General features: G+C 70.6%; 20 protein-coding genes. 8 read left to right on the plus strand and 12 right to left on the minus strand.

The window, feature by feature from the left end:
• Positions 1–12: 12 nt before the first annotated feature.
• Positions 13–1251: a sialidase family protein gene (locus tag AB0M56_RS39005; protein WP_364185721.1), complete on the minus strand. Its 1239-nt coding sequence runs from the start codon at positions 1249–1251 to the stop codon at positions 13–15.
• 180 nt (positions 1252–1431) lie between these two features.
• Here AB0M56_RS39005 and AB0M56_RS39010 point away from each other — a divergent pair, with 180 nt between their 5' ends.
• Positions 1432–1860, plus strand: coding sequence for a hypothetical protein (locus AB0M56_RS39010; protein ID WP_364185723.1), 429 nt, complete (start codon positions 1432–1434; stop codon positions 1858–1860).
• A 3-nt stretch (positions 1861–1863) separates the two neighbouring features.
• Here AB0M56_RS39010 and AB0M56_RS39015 read toward each other — a convergent pair whose 3' ends face one another.
• The 8 genes from AB0M56_RS39015 to AB0M56_RS39050 form a co-directional block, all read right to left on the minus strand.
• On the minus strand, positions 1864–3252 hold the full coding sequence (locus AB0M56_RS39015; protein WP_364185725.1) for a beta-N-acetylhexosaminidase: 1389 nt from the start codon (positions 3250–3252) through the stop codon (positions 1864–1866).
• 1 nt (position 3253) lies between these two features.
• Positions 3254–4147 carry a carbohydrate ABC transporter permease gene (locus AB0M56_RS39020; protein WP_364185727.1) on the minus strand — a complete coding sequence of 298 codons (894 nt, stop codon included), beginning with the start codon at positions 4145–4147 and terminating at the stop codon, positions 3254–3256.
• A complete protein-coding gene (locus tag AB0M56_RS39025) occupies positions 4138–5094 on the minus strand; it encodes a sugar ABC transporter permease (RefSeq protein WP_364185729.1) in 957 nt (318 codons plus the stop codon). Before AB0M56_RS39025 ends, AB0M56_RS39020 begins: the two co-directional genes overlap by 10 nt.
• Positions 5094–6386, minus strand: a complete 1293-nt coding sequence (locus AB0M56_RS39030) for an extracellular solute-binding protein (RefSeq protein ID WP_364185731.1) — start codon at positions 6384–6386, stop codon at positions 5094–5096. The genes AB0M56_RS39025 and AB0M56_RS39030 overlap by 1 nt, the downstream gene beginning before the upstream one ends.
• A gap of 71 nt (positions 6387–6457) precedes the next feature.
• On the minus strand, positions 6458–7600 hold the full coding sequence (locus tag AB0M56_RS39035) for a lactonase family protein (protein WP_364185733.1): 1143 nt from the start codon (positions 7598–7600) through the stop codon (positions 6458–6460).
• Positions 7601–7638: 38 nt separating this feature from the next.
• Positions 7639–9030 carry a gluconate:H+ symporter gene (locus AB0M56_RS39040; protein WP_364185735.1) on the minus strand — a complete coding sequence of 464 codons (1392 nt, stop codon included), beginning with the start codon at positions 9028–9030 and terminating at the stop codon, positions 7639–7641.
• Positions 9027–10622, minus strand: a complete 1596-nt coding sequence (locus AB0M56_RS39045) for a D-aminoacylase (protein ID WP_364185737.1) — start codon at positions 10620–10622, stop codon at positions 9027–9029. Before AB0M56_RS39045 ends, AB0M56_RS39040 begins: the two co-directional genes overlap by 4 nt.
• A gap of 13 nt (positions 10623–10635) precedes the next feature.
• A complete protein-coding gene (locus AB0M56_RS39050; RefSeq protein WP_364185738.1) occupies positions 10636–11940 on the minus strand; it encodes an amino acid deaminase in 1305 nt (434 codons plus the stop codon).
• Between the two features lie 125 nt (positions 11941–12065).
• On the opposite strand from AB0M56_RS39050, the gene AB0M56_RS39055 reads away from it, so the two are divergent.
• From AB0M56_RS39055 to AB0M56_RS39065, 3 genes are read left to right on the plus strand one after another with little or no spacing between them, the layout of a single operon-like run.
• Positions 12066–13040 carry a sugar kinase gene (locus tag AB0M56_RS39055; protein WP_364185740.1) on the plus strand — a complete coding sequence of 325 codons (975 nt, stop codon included), beginning with the start codon at positions 12066–12068 and terminating at the stop codon, positions 13038–13040.
• Positions 13037–13792 (plus strand): IclR family transcriptional regulator, encoded by a 756-nt coding sequence (locus AB0M56_RS39060; protein WP_364185742.1) that lies wholly within the window; start codon positions 13037–13039, stop codon positions 13790–13792. The genes AB0M56_RS39055 and AB0M56_RS39060 overlap by 4 nt, the downstream gene beginning before the upstream one ends.
• 2 nt (positions 13793–13794) lie before the next feature.
• A complete protein-coding gene (locus tag AB0M56_RS39065) occupies positions 13795–14178 on the plus strand; it encodes a RidA family protein (RefSeq protein ID WP_360586052.1) in 384 nt (127 codons plus the stop codon).
• 66 nt (positions 14179–14244) lie between these two features.
• On the opposite strand, the gene AB0M56_RS39070 is transcribed toward AB0M56_RS39065, so the two are convergent.
• The 3 genes from AB0M56_RS39070 to AB0M56_RS39080 form a co-directional block, all read right to left on the minus strand.
• Positions 14245–15243, minus strand: coding sequence for a 1-aminocyclopropane-1-carboxylate deaminase (locus AB0M56_RS39070; protein ID WP_364185744.1), 999 nt, complete (start codon positions 15241–15243; stop codon positions 14245–14247).
• Positions 15240–15905, minus strand: a complete 666-nt coding sequence (locus AB0M56_RS39075) for a GntR family transcriptional regulator (protein WP_364185746.1) — start codon at positions 15903–15905, stop codon at positions 15240–15242. Before AB0M56_RS39075 ends, AB0M56_RS39070 begins: the two co-directional genes overlap by 4 nt.
• Positions 15906–16009: 104 nt before the next feature.
• A complete protein-coding gene (locus tag AB0M56_RS39080) occupies positions 16010–16390 on the minus strand; it encodes a DUF1844 domain-containing protein (protein ID WP_364185748.1) in 381 nt (126 codons plus the stop codon).
• A gap of 211 nt (positions 16391–16601) precedes the next feature.
• Here AB0M56_RS39080 and infC point away from each other — a divergent pair, with 211 nt between their 5' ends.
• From infC to AB0M56_RS39100, 4 genes are all read left to right on the plus strand, one after another.
• Entirely contained in the window at positions 16602–17228 is a 627-nt protein-coding gene (infC, locus tag AB0M56_RS39085) for a translation initiation factor IF-3 (RefSeq protein ID WP_364185750.1), read from the plus strand.
• A gap of 82 nt (positions 17229–17310) precedes the next feature.
• A complete protein-coding gene (rpmI, locus tag AB0M56_RS39090) occupies positions 17311–17505 on the plus strand; it encodes a 50S ribosomal protein L35 (RefSeq protein ID WP_220241959.1) in 195 nt (64 codons plus the stop codon).
• A gap of 67 nt (positions 17506–17572) precedes the next feature.
• Positions 17573–17950: a 50S ribosomal protein L20 gene (rplT, locus tag AB0M56_RS39095; RefSeq protein WP_220241958.1), complete on the plus strand. Its 378-nt coding sequence runs from the start codon at positions 17573–17575 to the stop codon at positions 17948–17950.
• Complete coding sequence (locus AB0M56_RS39100; protein WP_364185773.1) at positions 17947–18759, plus strand: RNA methyltransferase; 813 nt, start codon at positions 17947–17949, stop codon at positions 18757–18759. The genes rplT and AB0M56_RS39100 overlap by 4 nt, the downstream gene beginning before the upstream one ends.
• Positions 18760–19541 lie beyond the last annotated feature (782 nt).

Genomic DNA, 19541 nt, shown 5'->3' on the forward strand with positions numbered 1-19541 from the left:
GTGCCGCGTGGCTCAGGCGAGCCGCACGGAGATCGTCCAGAGCTTGCTGTCCCGTTCGTGGGGGTAGTCGTAGGCGACGTCGCAGCCCCAGCCGGACTGGCAGTTGTCGCCGTAGAACGTGGCGGTGCGGGGTCCGGTGACGGCGACCCCGACGTAGCCGCTGGAGCCGAGCGTGTCGCACGGGTGCACGCCGTTGGGCTTGGCGCAGTTGCGGGGCTGGTTGTCGTAGAAGCGGTGCAGGCCGGTCCAGGTGGCGCCGCTGTCGTAGCTGAACGCGATGTTGTTGCCGGGGCGGCCGAACACCAGCATCAGAATGCCGTCCTGCATCGTGTTCACCACCGGGGCGACGCCGCGGACCGCGTTCGCGTCGGCGGCACCGGGCACCTTCACCGCGAAGGCCGCGCCCCAGCTCGCGGCCGCGAGGTCCGCCGCGGAGTTCACCGGGCCGTTGGTGATCCGGCCCAGCAGTCGGCTGCGGATGACTTCGGACGTGGGATCGTCGTCCTGCCGGGTGATCATCAGCAACCTGCCGTCGGCCCGGCGGGTCACGCTGGACTCGCTGTAGTTGAAGGTGGCGGACAGGAACGGGGTGGCCGAGCGGGTCCAGGTGGTGCCGCTCTTCGGCATCGTCAGCAGGTAGGCGGCCGAGTGAGTGTTCGCCTGCCCGGCGTAGAACGGCGCGACCAGGTCGCCGTTGGGCAACGTGAGCACGCCCTGGAACAGACGCCCGGTCTCGCCGGCTCGGATGGTCGCGCCGGCCAGGTCGAGGTTCGCCCGGCCGATCCGCCAGCTCGCCCCGCCGTCGGCCGAGGTCCAGCGCACGAAGTACCGCTGCCTCGTGCCGTCCACCCGGCCGAGGCTTTCGAACACCGAGTACTCGCTGCCTGTCGCGACGCCGTTGGCCACCATGGCGAACTGGGCCGACGACAGGTCCTGCAGCTTCTTCCCGGTTCCGGCTTCGAGCGCGGGCTGCCAGCGGCCGGCGTCGTCCCGGTACTCGACGCGGGACTTGACCTGCCGGTCGCCGTCGGCGCTGACCAGGAAGCTGCGGATCAACCGGTGCTTCGTCGTGCCGGCCGCGTCCTGCCAGGTGACCCACTGCAGCGAAGGCATGGCGCGGAACTGCCGGTTCGGGTCCGCGGGCTCGATGGTCAGCGGGCCGTACCCCGGCTGCAGCGCCGCCGACGCCACCGGGGTGAGCACCCCGAGCGCCGTCAGGATGAGTGCGGCGAGCACGCCAAGTCGTTTCACGATCTCCCCCTCGTCCGTCGATCGACGAGAAGAGCGTGTCTTCACGGACCGTCTCCCGGCGGGCGAATCGCCCGGTTTCACCCGGATGGTTGTTCGCTCACTGTTCTGTATAACGCTCTACACAGCTCGGCGGGGCGCGCGGTACGGTCGCCGCGAACCAGCCCGACGAAGGGGAAACCGGTGGAGCGAGACCCGCGCCCACGGCTGCGACTGCGGCACCTCGCGCACGAGCGGAGTGCCGAAGGCGGCGAACGTAGCTCTCCGCTCACCGTCCGGCGCCCCGCGACCGGATACACCTCGGCGACCGCCGTCTGCGGTTGGTGCGGCGCCGAACTCCGGCTGCGCGTCGCGGCCGCCCGGAAGGTGCGGCAGTCGCTGCAGGGGTGGGCGCTGGTGTATTTCGCCGGGGTGCTGGCCGTGGTCGGGGGCATGGCCGCGTTGTCGGCGTCGGTCGTGTGGCTCGCCGTCGTCCTGATGGTGGGCGGGCTGCTGGTGGCGGTGGTCGGAGCGGCGTTCTGGTGGTGGGCCACGGGTGTTCGTCCGGTGAGCGCGCTGCCGGACGGGAAGCCCGGGCCGCACGTGGTCAGGCCGGACCGCGGGCAGCGCTAGCACTCAGCGCGGTCGGCCCGGTGCGTCGGGCCGGGTCTGCCACGGGTGCGGTCCGTCGAGCGGCCGGTACTCCACGCCCAGCGCGTCGAGCCGCGGCAGGTGGTGGTCGCGCAGCCGCGGCAGGAACTCGGCGAAGTCGCGGGGGCCGGTACTCCACGCCAGCTCCGCGAACGCGCTCAGCCGGGGGAAAGCCGCGTAGTCCACGCGCCGGGCGGTGTCGAGGTGCTCGGTCCAGATCTGGGCCTGGGCGCCGCGCAGGTGCGGACCGGTCAACGCCGGATCGTAGGTGTAGACGTCCTCCAGCGTGCGCAGGTAGCCGACGGGGATGGGCTCGTCCGGGTGGTCGGACTGGCGGTGGTCGAGGTACACGCGGTCTTCCGGGCACAGCACCACGTCGTGACCCCGTGACGCGGCCAGCTCGCCGCGTGCCTCGTCCTGCCAGGCGCCGATCACCATGGGCGGGAGGTCGTCGATGTCGAGGACCTCGTCCCAGCCGAGCGCCTGCCGGTCGCGCGAAGCCAGGTGCGCCGCGATCTCGCGGACGAACCGGCCGTGGGCCTCGGTCGCGCCCGGCACCTCGTCGCCGCCGAGGCCGATGACCGGCGAGGGGAAGACGTCCAGCACGTGGTCGAACACCGCGCGGAAGAAGTCCGAAGTGGATTCCGACGGATCCAGCAGCGAGGTGCTGATGCCCCAGGACGTCCACACCTCCCAGTCCGCGTCGGGATCGGGACCGAGCTTCGGGTACGCGGCGATGGCCGCGCGGGCGTGGCCCGGCACGTCGATCTCCGGCACTACCGTCAAAGCCCGCGAAGCGGCGTACGCGACGATTTCCCGTAGGTCGTCGGTGGTGTAGAACCCGCCGTGGGGGCGGCCGTCGCGCTCGGGGCCGTCGTGGCGGCCGACCATCGACGAACGCCGCCAGCCGCCGACCGAGGTCAGCCGCGGGAACCGCGGCACCTCGATCCGCCAGCCCTGGTCGTCGGTCAGGTGCAGGTTGAGCACGTTGAGCTTGTGCGCCGCCAGCAGGTCGACGAACCGCAGCACCTCGGCCTTCGTGCGGAAGTGCCGCGCCACGTCGAGCAGGCAGCCGCGCCAGCCGAACCGCGGGTGGTCCTCCACCACGCCGCACGGCAGCGTCGACCCCGTGCGGATCGACGCCGCCCGGAACGCGTCCGGACCGGCGAGCTGGCGCAGCGTCTGCCGGCCGTACACCTCGCCCGCGGCGTCGGCGACCGCCAGCGTGACCCCGCGCGGCGTGATCGTCAGGCGGTAGCCCTCGGAGGGCAGCTCCGGCGCCTGCTGCACGGTGACCGGCGCCGGCCACGGGCACGCGCCCGGCACCTCGGTGACGGAGACGGGGCGGGGGAGCAGGGTGTCGAACCCGGGCATATCAGCCTTTCACCGCGCCGGACATCCCGGCGACGAGCCGGCGTTGCACCAGCACGAAGAACACCAGAACCGGGATCGTCATGAGAGTGGACGACGCCATCACCGCGCCCCAGTCGGTGTCCTCCGGTTTGAAGAACACCAGGATCGCCTGCGGCAGCGTCTGGTTCTCGGTCTTGGAGATGATGAACGTCTTCGCGAACAGGAAGTCGTTCCACGCGTGGATGAACGCCAACACGCTCACAGCGACCAAGCCGGGCACCACGAGCGGGAACAGGATCTGCCACGTGAAGCGCATCCGCGACGCGCCATCGAGCTTCGCCGCTTCCTCGAGCTCCACCGGCACCGCCGCGACGAACCCGCGCAGCATCCAGATCGCGAACGGCAGGCTGAACGCCAGGTGCACCAGCACGAGCGAGCCCAGCTCGTTGAGCCCGAACGCCGGCGCGACCGCGCCGATCTGGCGCATCAGGAAGAACAGCGGAATCGTCAGCGCCTCCACCGGCACCATCTGCGCCACGAGGATCATCACCAGCAGCACCGTGCGCCCGCGGAAGCGGAACCGCGTGAGCGCCACCGCCGACAGGAACGACAGCAGCAGCGACAGCACCACCACGGCCAGCGCGACCACCAGGCTGTTCACGAAGAACCGGCCGAAGCCCGAGACGGTGAGCACGCGCTGGAAGCTGTCGAGCGAAGGCGCGAGCGTCCACGGCTTCGGGTTGGCCGTCTGGATCTCACCCGCCGGCTTGAACGCCGAGAGCACCATCCAGTACAGCGGGAACGCCACGATCCCGGCCACCACGACCGCGATGATCTCCGCGACGAGCCGGCCCGGGCGGCGCACCCGGCGGCGGCCCGTTCTTGTCGAGAGGGACCGCGCACTGATCACAGCCATGCGGTGCTCCGGCGCTGGGACCGGACGTACAGCCCGGTGATCGACAGGAGCAGCAGTGTCATCACGACTCCGATCGCCGAGCCGAGGCCGTACTCCTGCCCGGCGAAGGCCTGCTGGTAGGCGTAGACGTTGAGCACGAGGTTGCGCCCCGCCACGCCGCCGCCGTTGGTCATCACGTAGATCTGCGTGAACACCTTGAAGTCCCAGATGATCGACTGGATCGTCGCGATCGTCAGCAGCGGCCGCACCATGGGCAGCACGACCGTCCACGTGCTGCGCCACATCGACGCGCCGTCGAGCGACGCGGCCTCGAGGACCTCCTCTGGGATCGCCTTGATCCCGGCGTACATCGTGACCAGCACGAACGGGAACGAGCACCAGATCACCTCGGCGGCCACGAGCCCGAACGCGCCGAAGGTGCCGAACGTCCAGGAGTGGTGCGCCATACCCGTGAAGCCGATGCCCGAGAGCACCTCGTTCACGAGACCGAAGTCGGTGTCGAAGAGAAACAGCCACACGTACGAGCCGGCGATCGCGGGCGTCGACCACGCGCCGAGCGCCGCGAGGAACAGCAGGGTGCGCGGCACCGCGCGCACCCTCGACGCCAGCACCGCCAGCGCCGTGCCGACCACGAGGCCGCCGATCACGCACGCGACGGCGAACCCGACCGTCTTCGCGAGCACCGTCCAGAACTGCACGTCCTGCAGGAGCGCCGCGTAGTTGTCGAAACCGAGGAACACCAGCGGCGCCGCGCCCGCGGCCTGGGGCTGGCCGTAGTCGTAGAACGAGATCAGCACCAGCTGGTAGATCGGGTACACCAGCAGCGCCGCGAGCAGGATGCCCGCGGGCAGCAGGTACATCAGGGCCGCCCGGCCGTCCCGGCGCCGGCGTGCGCGTCGGGGCGCGACCGGGGCCGGGACGGAGACGGGCAGCTGCTGGGTGACCATCAGCCGAAGTTCTTGTTCATCGCCGCCGTGGCGTCGGCGAGCGCCCCGTCGACGTCCTTGCCGCCGGTCGCGATCTGCTGGACGGCGGCGGGCAGCACGTTCTGGCTGTCGATCTTCGACCAGCCGGGCGTGCTCGGCACGAACTTCGTGCCGGCGGCGAGGGTGTCCACGAACGGCTTGAGCGTCGGGTCGCTCGCCGCGAGCTTCTTCTGCACGCTCTCCAGCGTGGGCAGGTTGCCCATGGCGTTGTACATCTTCTCCTGGTATTTCGCCCCGGCCAGCAGCTCCGCGAACTGCACGGCGAGCCCGTGGCGCTTGCTCGCGCCGAACACGCCCAGCAGGTTGCCTCCGGCGAACGCGGGCGCGACCGAGCCCGGGGTGGTGCCCGGCAGCGGGACCACGGCGTACTTGCCCTTCACCGCGCCCTGCTCCACGGCCTTGCGGTTGAAGTCACCGCCGATGGTCATCCCGGCCTTGCCGCCGGCGAAGGCGGTCACGCTCTGCGTGCCGGTGAGGTTCGCGCAGGCGGCGGGCGGGCAGATGTCGTCCTTGAGCAGGTTCGCGTACGCGGTGATACCGGCTTTCGCCTGAGGGGATTCCACAGTGGACGTCCACTTGCCACCGTCGGACTCGGCCACGTCACCACCGTTGGCCCAGACGAACGGCAGGAGTGCGTAGGTGTACTTGCCACCGGTCGAGATGCCGTAGAGGTCGGGCTTGGCGGCGTGGATCTTGCGGGCGTCGTCGGTCAGCTCCGCGAGGGTCGCCGGCGGCTTGAGGCCCAGCTCGGTGAACACGTCGGTCCGGTAGTAGAGGGCGCGGATGCCGGTGTACCAGGGCAGGCCGTAGGTCTTGCCGCCCGACTTCGCGGTGTCGAGCACCGAGGGCAGCAGGTCCTTGCCCTCGCTCCACGACGAGATGTCGCCCGTGAGGTCGCTGAGCGCGCCGGTCTGGGCGTAGCTCGCCACATCGGTGTTGCCGAACTCGGCGACGTCCGGGGCGTTCGACGGGTCGTTGAAGGCGCCGGAGAACTTGTCGGCGCGGCCCTCGACCGGCACCCACTGCACGTCGACGTCCACGCCGGCGTGCGCGGCCTTGAACTCGGTGATCGCCTCCTTCACCGCCGCTTCCTTGGGTGCGCGGCTGGCCTCGTCGAACAGCCACACCCGCAGGGTGCCGGTCTGGTCGTCCCCGCCGGCCGCGTCCGGGGCGGACTGCGTGGGCGCGCAGCCGGCCAGCAGGGCCAGCGCCGCGGTGACACTGATGACGGTGGACGTACGACGCACTCTCATCGTTGAGCTCCCAGAGGGTAGGGCCCGGCGGCGGCGGACCGGTCGGTCCGCCGCCTGCGGGAAACGCCGGGTCAGGCGAAGAAAACGGAGTTGACCGACGGCACGGCGAGCGAGCCGGCTACCGCGCCGGGCAGGCCCGTGGCCGCGTCGCGCGGCAGCCAGGTGACGGTGCCCGAACGCTGGTTGGACACGTAGAACCAGCGCTCGTCGGGCGAGAGCGCGAGGTGGCGCGGCCAGTTGCCTCCGGTGTCCACACCGGACACCAGCTTCAGCGTGGTGCCGCCGCCGGAAACCGAGAACGTGGCGATCGTGTTCGGGCCGCGCACGGTCGCGTAGACGAACTTCGCGTCGTTCGACACGGCGATCTCGCCGGGGAACAGGTCGCCGGTGCTGCCGGCCGGCACCGCCGGGACGACCGCGAGCGGCGTGAGCTTGCCCGCAGCCGCGTCCCAGGAAAGCACGGTGATCTCCGGCCGCAGCTCCTGCGCGAGGTAGGCGTAGCGGCCGTTCGGGTGGAAGGCGAGGTGCCGGGGCCCCGCGCCGGAGGGGAGCGTGACCTGCTGGTGCAGCGCGAGTTTCCCGCTGCCGGTGTCGAGCGAGTACACGTAGACCGAGTCGGCGCCGAGGTCGACCGAGAGCACCCACTGGCCGGTCGGGTCGTTCACCACCTGGTGCGCGTGCGCGTCGCGCTCGGCCCCGGTGTGCTGCTGCACGTCGGTGGCCGGGCCGAGCTTGCCGCCCGCGAGGATCGGCAGCACGACCACGCTGCCCGAGCCGTAGTTGGCCGCCAGCACGTACTTCTGGCTGCTGTGCACCGAGAGGTGCGTGGGCGCGCTGCCCTTCGACGACACGGAGTTGAGCAGCTTCGGGCTCGTCGCCGTGGTGACGTCGAGTGCGGAGATCGCGCCGTTCGGGTCGCCCTCGTTGGTCACGTAGAGGGTGCGGCCGTCGCGGCTGCGGTCGAACCACGACGCGTCGGGCACGCCCGCGACGGTGCGCACCGGGGTGAGCGCCGGCGCGGTGCCCGTGCGGCCCGCGACGTCGAGGCCGTGTCCGGCCGGTGGGGTGCTGGTATAGCTGCCGACGTACGCGGTGGTTCCCGCGTCTCGCGGGCACCCGGCGGGTGCGGCGCTCGCGAGCTGGGTGCTGAGCACGGTGCCGAGTCCGGCGGCGCCTGCGGCGCCGAGGAACGTGCGACGGGAAAGTCCGGCCATCGAGGTTTCTCCCAACGGTGAGGGGACCAAAAGGTGGTTCAGACCACTGCCATGATCAATGCTGCCACGGCGAAGCCACTGACGGAAAGGACCGTCTCGAGCGCGGTCCACGTTTTCAGCGTCTGCGGCACCGAAAGACCGAAGTAGCGCGACACGATCCAGAAGCCGCCGTCGTTCACATGGGAGGCGATGATCGAGCCCGCGGAGATCGCGATCACGATCAGGGCCAGCTGCGGCTGCGAGTAGTGCAGCTCCACCACCGTCGGCGCGACGATGCCGCTCGTGGTCACGATCGCGACCGTCGCCGAGCCCTGCGCGATGCGCATGCCGCAGCTGATGATGTACGCCGCGAGGATCACCGGCAGGCCCGCATCGCCGAGTGAGCCGGCGACGGCCTTGCCGATGCCGGTCGCCGAAAGCACCGCCCCGAAGAACGAGCCCGCGCCCACCACCAGCAGGATCATCGCGACAGGGCGCAGCGCGTTCGTCGACAGCTGTGCCAGGTCCGCGCCCGTCATGCCGCGGCGGCGGCCCAGCAGCCACGACGCGAGCAGCGTCGCGATCGTCAGCGCGATGGCCGGGGTGCCCAGGAACGCCGCGACGCCGGCGGCGCCGGAGTTCTTCGGCAGCACGATGCTGCCGAACGTGCCCACGAGGATCAACACGAGCGGGATCGCGATGATGCCGCTGACCAGGCCGAGCGACGGCGGGTTGGTGGCGTCGTCCTCGTCGTCACCGGCGAGCTTCGCGAATTCCTCGGCGAGCGGCACGTTCACGCGTTTGCCGATCCAGGTCGAGTAGAGGATGCCGCCGACGAACCACGCCGGGATGCCGCAGACCGCGCCCATCAGGATGAGCCAGCCGAGATCCACGTGCAGCAGCCCGGCGGCCGCGACCGGCCCTGGGTGCGGCGGGATGAACGCGTGCGTGATCGACAGGCCCGCCAGCAGCGGCATCGCGTACAGCACGATGGAGCGGCCGCCGTGCTTGGCCGCGGCGTAGACCAGCGGCGCCAGCACGAAGATGCCGATGTCGAAAAACACCGGGATGCCGAAGATCAGGCCGGACAGACCCATCGCGAGCGGCGCCCGTTTTTCGCCGAACGAGCGCAGCAGCGCCGACGTGAGCACGCGGGCGCCGCCGGACCGTTCGAGGATCGACCCCAGCAGGGTGCCGAGACCGATGATCGCCGTGATGTGCCCGAGGATGCTGCCGAACCCCTTTTCCAGCAGGGAGTCCGACGTCTTCTGCGCGGTGCCGACCAGCGTGCCCACCGGCAGCCCGGCGGCCAGCGCGGTGAGCACGCCCACCACGATCAGCGCGATGAACGGTTCGACCTTGACCTTGATGATGAGCACGAGCAGGACGGCGATCGAAACCGCGGCGAGCGTGAGCAGACCGCCGGTCGTGGTCTGCAGCCAATGGATCATCGGCCCCTCCCGGGGTGACGAAGGGAATGGCCGGCGAGGGCGCCGGTGGGGTGGGTGTCCTCGATCGCGGCGACGCCGTTCACGAAAACGCAGGCGATCCCCTTGGCGGGCTGCCTCGGGTTTTCGAACGTGGCGGTGTCGATGATCGTGGCGGGATCGAACAACACCAGGTCGGCCGCGTACCCGGGGCGTACGAGGCCCCGGTCGGCGAGCCGCAGCCGCCGCGCCGCGCGCCCGGTGAGGTGCGCGACGCAGTCGGCCAGCCCGAGCACGCCCAGTTCGCGGACGTAGCGGGCGAGGTAACGGGGGAACGTGCCCCAGGCCCGCGGGTGCGGCCGGTTGCCGACGAGCAGGCCGTCGGAACCGCCGGTGTGCGTGCGGTGGCGCATGATGGCCCGCACGTTCTCCTCGTGGCCGATGTGCATCAGGCACGACGTGCCGAGGCGCTCGTCGACCAGCGTGGCGAAGTACAGCTCGGCGGGCGTTTTACCCTGTGCCCGCGCGGACTCCGCGACGCTGTGGCCCACGAGTCCGGCGTTGCTCTGCCGGCGCACGCCGTTGATCTCGATGCCGGACCAGTCGATGGGCACGCCGTGCGCGCCGTCCGAGCCGGTCTCCTCGATCTCGACGCGGATCCGTTCGCACGTGTCCGCATCGGACAGTCGCGCGAGCGTCGCGTCGAGCCCGCCCTCGGTGGCCCAGCTCGGCAGCAGCGCCGAGAGGTAAGTGGCGCCCGGAAGGTACGGGTAGGTGTCGAGGGTGATGTCGCCGCCGGCGTCGAGGGCGTCGTCCAGCAGCTTCAGCAGCTCCGGCGCTTTGCCCTTGTTGACGGAGAAGTTCATCGTGGCGTGCGCGAGGTGCAGCGGGCAATCCGCGCGGCGCGAAACATCGACCATCTCGGCGAAGGCCTCCAGCGCGCCCGCGCCGTAGCTGCGGTGGTGGGGGCTGTAGTAGCCGCCGCGCTCGCCGACCACGCGGCACAGCTCGACGAGTTCGGCCGTGTCCGCGTACATGCCCGGGGTGTAGGTGAGCCCCGAGGACAGCCCGAAAGCGCCTTCTTCGAGGCCGGTCGCGATGAGTTCCTTCATGCGGTCGAGCTCGGCGTCGGTCGCCGGCCGGTTCTCCCAGCCGACGGCGAGCATCCGGACCGTGCCCTGCGGCACGAGGTAGGCGGCGTTCACGGCGACGCCGCGGTCGAGCCGGTCGAGGTACTCGCCGACCGAGCGCCAGTTCCAATCGAAGCCGGCCGGGTCGTCGTTCCAGCCGGCGAGCTGCTGGCGCAGGGCCTCGAGCACGGTGTCGTCGACCGGTGCGTACGAGAGACCGTCCTGGCCGAGCACCTCGGTGGTCACGCCCTGGGAGACCTTCGCGAGGTGGTCCGGGTTCGTGAGCAGCTGCAGGTCGGAATGCGAGTGCATGTCGATGAACCCCGGCGCGAGCACGAGGCCGTCGGCGTCCAGAACGCGCTTTCCGGTGAGCGAGCCCGGTTCGGCGACCTCGGCGATGCGGTCGCCGGTGATCCCGACGTCGTGGCGGGTCAGCGGGTCGCCGGTGCCGTCTGCCACTTGGGCGCCGCGGATGACAGTGTCCATCAGCGCACGTCCATCAGAACCACGTCCGCACGAAGTCGACGACCGTCTCGCCGTCGGTGTCCACCACCGGCAGCAGCGGCCACTTGTCGAACGTCGTGCACGGGTGGGAAAGCCCGAGCCGCACCCAGTCGCCGACCTCGACGGGCGAGTCCGGGGGCAGCGCGAGGAACGCGTGCTGGTCGTTGAGCTTCGTGACGGTGTGGCCGGTCAGTTCGGTGACGACCCCGGTCTTGCGCAGCAGCTGCGGTTCTGGCATGCCCTCGTCGTAGGGTAGATCGCGCTTGCCGGCGGTGAGCAGCGCCAGCTCGGGGGTGGGCTTCGAGGTCACCTGTGCCCACGCGTGCAGCGCGGCGTGGAACGGCTCGACGCCGGCCAGCCGCGGGTGCACGCCGAGCGGTGAGATCTCGCGGTAGAAACCGTCGTCGTGGGTCACGTACGCGCCGCTGCGCAGGATCGGCAGCACGTCCATGCCGTCGGGCCACGGTTTCGTGAGCTCCTGTGCCACGCGGTCGAAGTACGCGCTGCCGCCGGCCGTCACGTACACCTGGCCCTCGGCGAGCAGCCCCTTGTCGGCGAACGCGATCGCCGAGTCGCGCAGAGTGTCCACATAGGAACTGATCTTGGTCAGCGCGGCGTCGTCGGTGTCGTGCGACAGCGCGCCCTCGTAGCCGCCCGTGCCGCGCAACCGCAGCACCGGGCTCTTGGCGACGGCCTCGGCCACGGCCAGCGCGGTCTCGGGGTCGCGCACCCCCGTGCGCCCGCCGGCGCCACCCAGTTCGACGAGCACGTCGACCGGACGCGCGGACCCGGCCAGCGCCTCGGTCATCAGCTCGACCCCGCGCACGGAGTCGGCCCAGCACACGAACTCGAACGCCGGGTCCGCGGCCAGCTCACCCGCGAGCCAGCGCAGTCCCGCCGGGTCCAAGAACTGGTTGGCCAGCAGGATCCGCGAGACGCCGAACGCGCGGTAGGCCCGCAGGTGCCCGGCGTTGGCGGCGGTGACGCCCCACGCGCCGTGCTCGAGCTGGCGCGCGAACAGCTCGGGCGCCATCGTGGTCTTGCCGTGCGGCGCGAGCGCGATCCCGTGCCCGCCGCACCACGCGGCCATGGTGGCGAGGTTGTGCTCCAGCGCCGCGGCGTCGAGCACCACGAACGGGCCGAAGAAGCCGTCGGCGAACAGGTTCGCGCGCCGGGCCGCGGCCTCGTCGAGGGTGAGCCCGGCCAGCGCGGGCGTGATCGAGCGGAAGCGCCAGTCGATCTTCTCGTCCCGGCCGGCGCGGACGGCGGCGGTCAGGGCGGCGTGCTCGGAGTTGTTCATCGATTCAGACCTCGTGGACCGAAATGGTTGCGTATTATGCAACGGGCGTTGCGCAAAATGCGCGACATAGGTGTAGCATCCGGTTCGCCACAGGTCAACGGGGTGACGGAACGGGGAGAAAGTCAGTGACCAGCCCGCCCGAGGTGCTCTGCATCGGCGAGTCGATGGCCCTGTTCGTGCCGGCCGAACCGGGCCCGCCCGAACAGGTGCGCAGCTGGCTGCGCACCTTCGGCGGCGCCGAGTCGAACGTTGCGTGCCACCTGCCCGCGCTCGGCGTTCCGAGCGCGTGGGTGAGCGCGGTCGGCGACGACCCGTTCGGCCGCGCACTGGTGCGGGAGATCGCTTCGGCCGGCGTCGACGTGAGCGGTGTCGAGATCGATCCGGCGCGTCCGACGGGCCTGTACGTCAAGGAAAGCGGCGCCCAGGGAAGCCCGGTACGTTATTATCGCACCGGTTCGGCCGCCTCGGCGCTCGGACCGGACCTCGTGAGCCGGCTGCACCTCGGCGGCGTGCGCGTGCTGCACCTGTCCGGGATCACGCCCGCGTTGTCGGCCAGTTGCCTCGCGCTCGTGCACGCGCTGCTGGAGGCCCCGCGCGGCGAGCGGCTCGTGTCGTTCGACGTCAACCACCGGCCCGCGCTGGCGCAGGACGTCTCCGTGCTCGCGGAGCTGGCCGGGCGCGCCGACCTCGTACTCACCGGCGACGACGAGGCCGAACGCGTGTGGGGGACCGGTGACCCCGCGCGGCTGCGGAAGCTGCTGCCCGGGCCGCGCACCCTCGTGGTGAAGCACGGCGAACGCGGCGCGACGCTCGTCGAAGGCGAGGCGGCGCCGGTGTTCGAACCCGCGCTGCGCGTGGACGTGGTCGAGCCGGTGGGTGCGGGCGACGCGTTCGCGGCCGGGTTCCTCGCCGCCACCCTGCGCGGCGCGGCCCCGTCGACCCGGCTGCGCCGCGGGCACCTCCAGGCCGCCGCGACCCTGCTGACCCACGACGACGTCGGTGTGCCCCTGCCCGCCCCCGTGGTGGATACGCTCCTGCGCGCGGACGCCGAAGAGTGGAGCGCGGCCCGCCTGACGGGAGAGGGTGTGGTGGTGAGGTGAGCCAGAGCCTGGACCGGGCGCTGACCGTGCTGGCCGGGCTCGCCCGCGGCGCGAAGACGCTGGACGAGCTCGCCGAGGAGATCGGCGTGCACAAGACGACCGTGCTGCGGCTGTTGCGCACACTCGAGTCGCACCACTTCGTGCGCCGCGAGGGGACCCGCCACTACCGCCTCGGCAGCGCGCTGTTCGACCTCGCGAACCAGGCGCTGGAAGACCACGACGTGCGCCGCAGCTCCCACGACTCGCTCGCGGCGCTCAACATCCGCACCGGGCACACCGTGCACCTCGCGTCCTACGAAGACGGCGAAGTCGTCTACATCGACAAGTTCGAGGGCCACCACTCAGTGCGGATGTACTCCCGCATCGGCAAACGCGCGCCCCTGCACTGCACCGCCGTCGGCAAGGTGCTCGTGGCCGCGATGCCGCGGGCGCGGCGCGAGGAGATCGCGCGTTCGCTGGACTACGTGGTGCTCACGCCGAACACGATCACCTCACCCGAGGCGTACCTGGCGGAACTGGAGGAGGTCGCCGAACGCGGTTACGCCGTGGACAACGCCGAGCATGAGGACTTCATCCACTGCATCGCGGCCCCCGTGCGCGGCGCGGGTGGCGAGGTGCTGGCCGCGGCGTCGATGTCGGTGCCGAAGGTGCTGCTGGACTACGACGGCCTGCTCGCGCTCGTGCCCGAGCTGAGGGCCGCCACCGACGAGGCTTCCGTCCACAGTGGATGGACGGGGAACGGAAAGGGGTAATGATGGGCAAGACGGCGATCACGACCGAGAACGCGCCGAAGCCGCCGGCGAAGTTCTCGCAGGCCGTCCGCAAGGGCAACATCCTGCAGGTCGCGGGCACGGTCGCGTTCGACCCCGCGACCGGCGCGGTCGTCGGCGACGACATCGCGACGCAGACGCGGCAGGTGTTCAAGAACATCGAGGCCCTGCTCACCGAGGCCGGTTCGGGCTGGGCCGACGCGGTGATGGTGCGCGTGTACCTCACCGACACGAGCCACTTCGCGCCGTTCAACGAGGTCTACAACGAGCTGATCGGCGACGGCCCGCACTCGGCTCGCACCACGGTCTACGTCGGCCTGCCCGCCGGTCTCCTCGTGGAGATCGACGTGCTCTGCGTGCTCGACTGAGCTCGGTGCACTGAGTTTCGCCGGGTTCGCCTGGGCTCGCCGGGCCGGCGGGCCCAGGCGCCCGGGTCAGCCCAGCACGCTCGTGTAGGCGTTGATCGCCGGCTGGCCGCCGAGGTGCGCGTAGAGCACGTTCGACTCGCGGGGGATTTCGCCGGCGCGGACGAGATCGATGAGCCCGGCCATGGACTTCCCCTCGTACACCGGGTCGGTGATCATGCCCTCGAGCCGCGCCGCCGTGCGGATCGCGTCCAGTGTGGACTCGTCGGGGATGCCGTAGACGCCGGCGTGGTAGCGCTCGTCGAGGAGCACGTCGCCGATGCCGGGTGCGCCGATGAGCTCTGCGGTGTTCTCGGCGATGCGGGTGATCTGGTCGCGCGTCTCGGCGGGCTTCGCCGACGCGTCGATCCCGAGGATCCGGCGAGGTCGTCCGCTCAGCGCGGCGCCCGCCACCATCCCGGCCTGAGTGCTTCCGGTGACCGAGCAGACCACCACGGTGTCGAAGAAGACGCCGAGGTCGCGCTCCTGTTCTTCCAGCTCCGCGACCCAGCCCGCGAAGCCGAGCCCGCCCAGCGGGTGGTCGGACGCGCCGGCCGGGATCGCGTACGGCTTCCCGCCGCCGTCCTTGACCTCCGCGAGGACCTGCTCCCAGCTCTCCTTGAAGCCGATGCCGAAGCCGGCCTCGACGAGCCGCACGTCGGCGCCCAGGATCCGTGACAGCTGGATGTTGCCGACCTTGTCGTGCAGCGGGTCGTGCCAGTCGACCCAGTTTTCCTGAACCAGCACGGCTTTCAGGCCCGCGCGGGCCGCGGCCGCGGCGACCTGACGGGTGTGGTTGGACTGCACGCCGCCGATGGAGACCAGCGTGTCGGCGCCCTGGGCGAGCGCGTCGGCCACGAGGTACTCGAGCTTGCGGGTCTTGTTGCCGCCGTAGGCGAGACCGGAGTTGAGATCTTCGCGTTTGGCCCACACGGCCGCGCCGCCGAGGTACTCGGTGAGGCGGTCGAGCCGGTGGATCGGCGACGGGCCGATCATCAGCGGGAAACGCGGGAAGTCGGCGAGGCTCACGGGGTCTCCAGGGTTTCGGCGGTTTCCAGGCTGGCTTCGAGGTCGGACCAGATGGTCGAGGTGACGGCGGCGGCGGTTTCGGCGTCACCGGCTTCGATCGCGTCGACGAGTTCGGTGTGCCGCCGGATCGAGCGGTGCGCGGGAAGGGAGCTGAAGCGCGCGTACTCGAGCCGGCGCAGCAGCGGGGTGTAGCGCTCGAGCGTCGCGGCGACGGCGCGGTTGCCGCACGCGCGTACGGGCACGTCGTGCAGTTGGTCGTCGGCGGCGATCGCCGCGGCGACGTCACCCGAACCGACCGCGGCGGCAAAGCGCTCGTTGGCCGCGCGCATCGCGGCGACCTGCTCGGTGCCGAGCCGGGGGAGCGCCTGACGGATGGCGAACTCGTGCAGCGCGCGGACGAGCTGAACGGCGTCGCGCACCTCGTCGCCCGCGATCGCGGCCACGCGAGTGTAGCTCTGCGGCTTGGACTCGACGAGCCCGTCGCCGGCCAGGCGCAGCAAGGCCTGGCGCACGGGAGCGCGCGACAGGCCGAGCTCTTCGGCCAGGTCGGCGTCGCGCAGCGGGGTGCCGGGCGCGAGGCTGCCGTCGATGATCGCCTGGCGGATACGGTCGTAGGCCTCGTCGCGCAGCAGCGGCCGGGTGACCTTGGGAAGCGGACTCACATCTAACATGTTAGATGCCTTTCGAGCTGTTCGACAAGGCCTTCGGGACTCTGGGACGACGAAGGCCCGTCCGCGAAGGGGCGGACGGGCCTCGGAAGCGACGGTCAGTAGACCGGTCCGGTGTACTTCTCACCCGGGCCCTGGCCCGGCGCGTCGGGGACGGCGGAGGCTTCGCGGAACGCCTTCTGCAGCGACTGCAACCCGTCGCGCAGCGGCCCGGCGTGCAGGCCCAGGTACTCTACGGACGACGTGACGAGCCCGGCCAGCGCTGTGATGAGCCGGCGCGCCTCGTCGAGGTCGCGGTGGGGCGAGGTGTCCGGGTCGGCGTCGGCCAGGCCCAGGCGTTCGGCCGCGGCCGACATCAGCATCACGGCCGCGCGGCTGATCACCTCGACGCTCGGGATGTCCTCCAGGTCGCGGACGTCCGGGGAATACGGGGGCTGGTGGGGGGAATGCGGGGGCTGTTGCGAAGGTTGTTCTGACACGTCTGGTACCCTTCCACGTGCGACCAGCCCTTGAGAAATCGGGGGCAGCAAGTGGAGCCCCGCTCCCACCCGCGTCACCGCCTCAGGTGTCCGGGTCCGGTCTCGCCGAAGTGGTGGATGTCAGTGCATCCTTCACTGAGGTGAAGCGTTCGATCCTCGTGGTCGAACGCGATCGGAGACAGAGCGGGCCCCGTGAACCGGCAGGAAGCCGGTGGCGGGGCCTGAATCATGTGGGCACCAGGTCGAGAAGAGAAGTAGTCACTCGGACCAAGGAGGCCCCATCAGCTCCGAGACACGCATCAACGAACGTATCCGGGTGCCGGAAGTCCGGCTCGTCGGACCCAACGGCGAGCAGGTCGGCATCGTCCGGATCGAAGATGCGCTGCGGCTGGCACAGGAGAACGATCTCGACCTCGTCGAGGTCGCGCCTCAGGCACGCCCGCCCGTATGCAAGCTCATGGACTTCGGCAAGTTCAAGTACGAGAGCGCGCAGAAGGCCCGCGAGTCCCGCCGCAACCAGCAGTTGACCGTCATCAAGGAACAGAAGCTGCGTCCGAAGATCGACCAGCACGACTACGAGACCAAGAAGGGTCACGTGTCGCGGTTCCTGGCGGCAGGCAACAAGGTCAAGGTCACGATCATGTTCCGCGGTCGCGAGCAGTCCCGGCCGGAGCTCGGTTTCCGGCTGCTGCAGAAGCTGGCCGACGACGTGACCGAGCTGGGCTTCGTCGAATCGTCGCCCAAGCAGGACGGTCGCAACATGATCATGGTGCTGGCCCCGCACAAGAACGTGAAGCCCAAGGCCGTCAAGGCCGAGGCCGAAGCGCCCGAGGCGTAACGCCTCCCGCAGCGCCGACCAGCACAGTCAGCGGCACACCGGGGCACCGGTGTGCCGCCGCACGGAAGAGGACAGAACAACCATGCCGAAGATGAAGACGCACAGCGGTACGTCCAAGCGGATCCGCGTGACGGGCACGGGCAAGCTGCGCCGCCAGAAGGCCGGCCGCCGGCACCTGATGGAGAAGAAGTCCAACCGCCTCACCCGCCGTCTCGAGGGCACCACGGAGCTCTCCAAGACCGAGGCCGGCCGAGTCAAGCGCCTGCTCGGGATCTGACTCTCCTCGTACTCGCACCACATCACTCCGGGGTCTCCGCGCCCCCTGAAACCGACAGGATGGACCAGTGGCACGCGTCAAGCGGGCGGTCAACGCCCAGAAGAAGCGTCGCGCAACTCTCGAACTGGCCAGCGGTTACCGCGGCCAGCGTTCGCGGCTATACCGCAAGGCCAAGGAGCAGACGCTTCACTCGCTCAACTACGCCTACCGCGACCGCCGTGCGCGCAAGGGTGATTTCCGCCAGCTGTGGATCACCCGCATCAACGCGGCCGCTCGTGCCAACGGCGTGACCTACAACCGGTTCATCCAGGGCCTCAAGGTCGCCGGTGTCGAGGTCGACCGCAAGATCCTCGCGGACCTCGCGGTCAACGACGCCGCCGCCTTCACGGCGCTCGCCGAGCTCGCCAAGGCGAACGTCAACACCGGCGAAGCGAAGTCGGCCTGACCGGCAGTTTTCCGCGACCCGGGGCGGTCCCGTTCACCGAACGGACCCCCCGGGTCGTCGCTGCGCGCAAACTGACGCGCCGCGCGGAACGCGAAAAGACCGGCCGCTTCCTGGCCGAAGGCGTCAACGCCGTCGAAGTCGCGTTGGCCCACGGCACCGTTTTCGAGCTGTTCGCCACGGAACGCGCGGCTTCGGCGCACCCCGAGTTGATGGCCGCCGCTTCCTCGGCGGGTGTGGCCGTTTCGCTCATCACCGACCGCGCCGCCGACGGCCTGTCGGAAACCGTGACCCCGCAAGGCCTCGTGGCCGTGTGCGCCCTGGTCGACCGTCCACTCTCGACGGTGCTGCCCGATGCTCGCCTGGTGGTCGTCCTGGTGGACGTCGCCGAACCCGGCAACGCCGGCACCGTGATCCGCGTCGCCGACGCCGCGGGCGCCGACGCCGTGATCCTCGCGGGCGACACCGTCGACCCCCACAACGGCAAGAGCGTCCGCGCCGCCGCCGGCAGCACCTTCCACGTCCCGCTGGCCCGTGAGCGCGACATCCCGTCGGTGCTTGCGTCGCTGAGCGCCGCCGGTCTGCGCACCCTGGCCGCCCACGGCTACGCGGACACTTCGCTCGACGAGATCACGTTCGGTGACCCGGTCGCGTGGATCTTCGGCAACGAGGCACACGGCCTGTCCCAGGCCGTCCTGTCGGCGGCCGACGCCGCCGTCCGCATCCCGTTGTACGGCAAAGCCGAAAGCCTCAACCTGGCCACGGCGGCCGCTGTCTGCGTGTACACGGCCGCGATGGCGGCGCACCGCTGACCGCCGCTGCCGATCACGCTGCGCACATTCGCCCGCCTGTCGTCGACCGCCGCCATCCCCACCCGATCGGGTTGTGGGCAACTCCGCTGATCTGCGGCGATCTTCTCGGAACTGTCGTCCTCCGCCGATAGAATGGGCATGGGACGCCCCCCCCGGGAGAGGGTGGGGGTTCCGGCAAAGTCTTTCGGCCTGGTTGCAGGGCGGGCACGGCTCCTGGTTGATCATGTGAGTGTCTCAGTCCCGTGATCATGTGAGAGGGCTGTGCCCGCTGCATCATCTGCCTGATTCCTGCTGTGCTTGAGCGTCTGGCCCGGTTGGGTGATGCGAATGTTGAGCGTGGGCGGGTTGCGGACCTTCGGCAACATCTGGCTGTGGTGCCGGATCCGCGACATCAGCGGGGTGTGCGCCACTCGATCGGTTCGGTTCTCGTGGTGGTGGCGGGAGCGTGCTCGGTCACCGCGATCGGGGCACTCACCCTGCTCGGCATCCAGCCCTGAACCACAAACGACTTTGCCGGAACCCTGCCGGAGAGGGCGGGGGCTGTGTGCCCGTCCCGAGCGCCGGGCGGGGTGATCGCTTCGGAAGCGGAGGGTGAGCGGCCGGGGCCGGTGGCCGATCCCCTAGACTGGGCTGCCCGATGTGCACGTGCGGCTTCCTGCCCGTGCGCTGCCGCTCAACCCGTCCCAGCGGAGGGTGAGCGGCCGGGGCCGGTGGCCGATCCCCTAGACTGGGCTGCCCGATGTGCACGTGCGGCTTCCTGCCCGTGCGCTGCCGCTCAACCC

The sequence above is a fragment of the Amycolatopsis sp. NPDC051372 genome, assembly GCF_040682095.1.
GTDB lineage: Bacteria > Actinomycetota > Actinomycetes > Mycobacteriales > Pseudonocardiaceae > Amycolatopsis.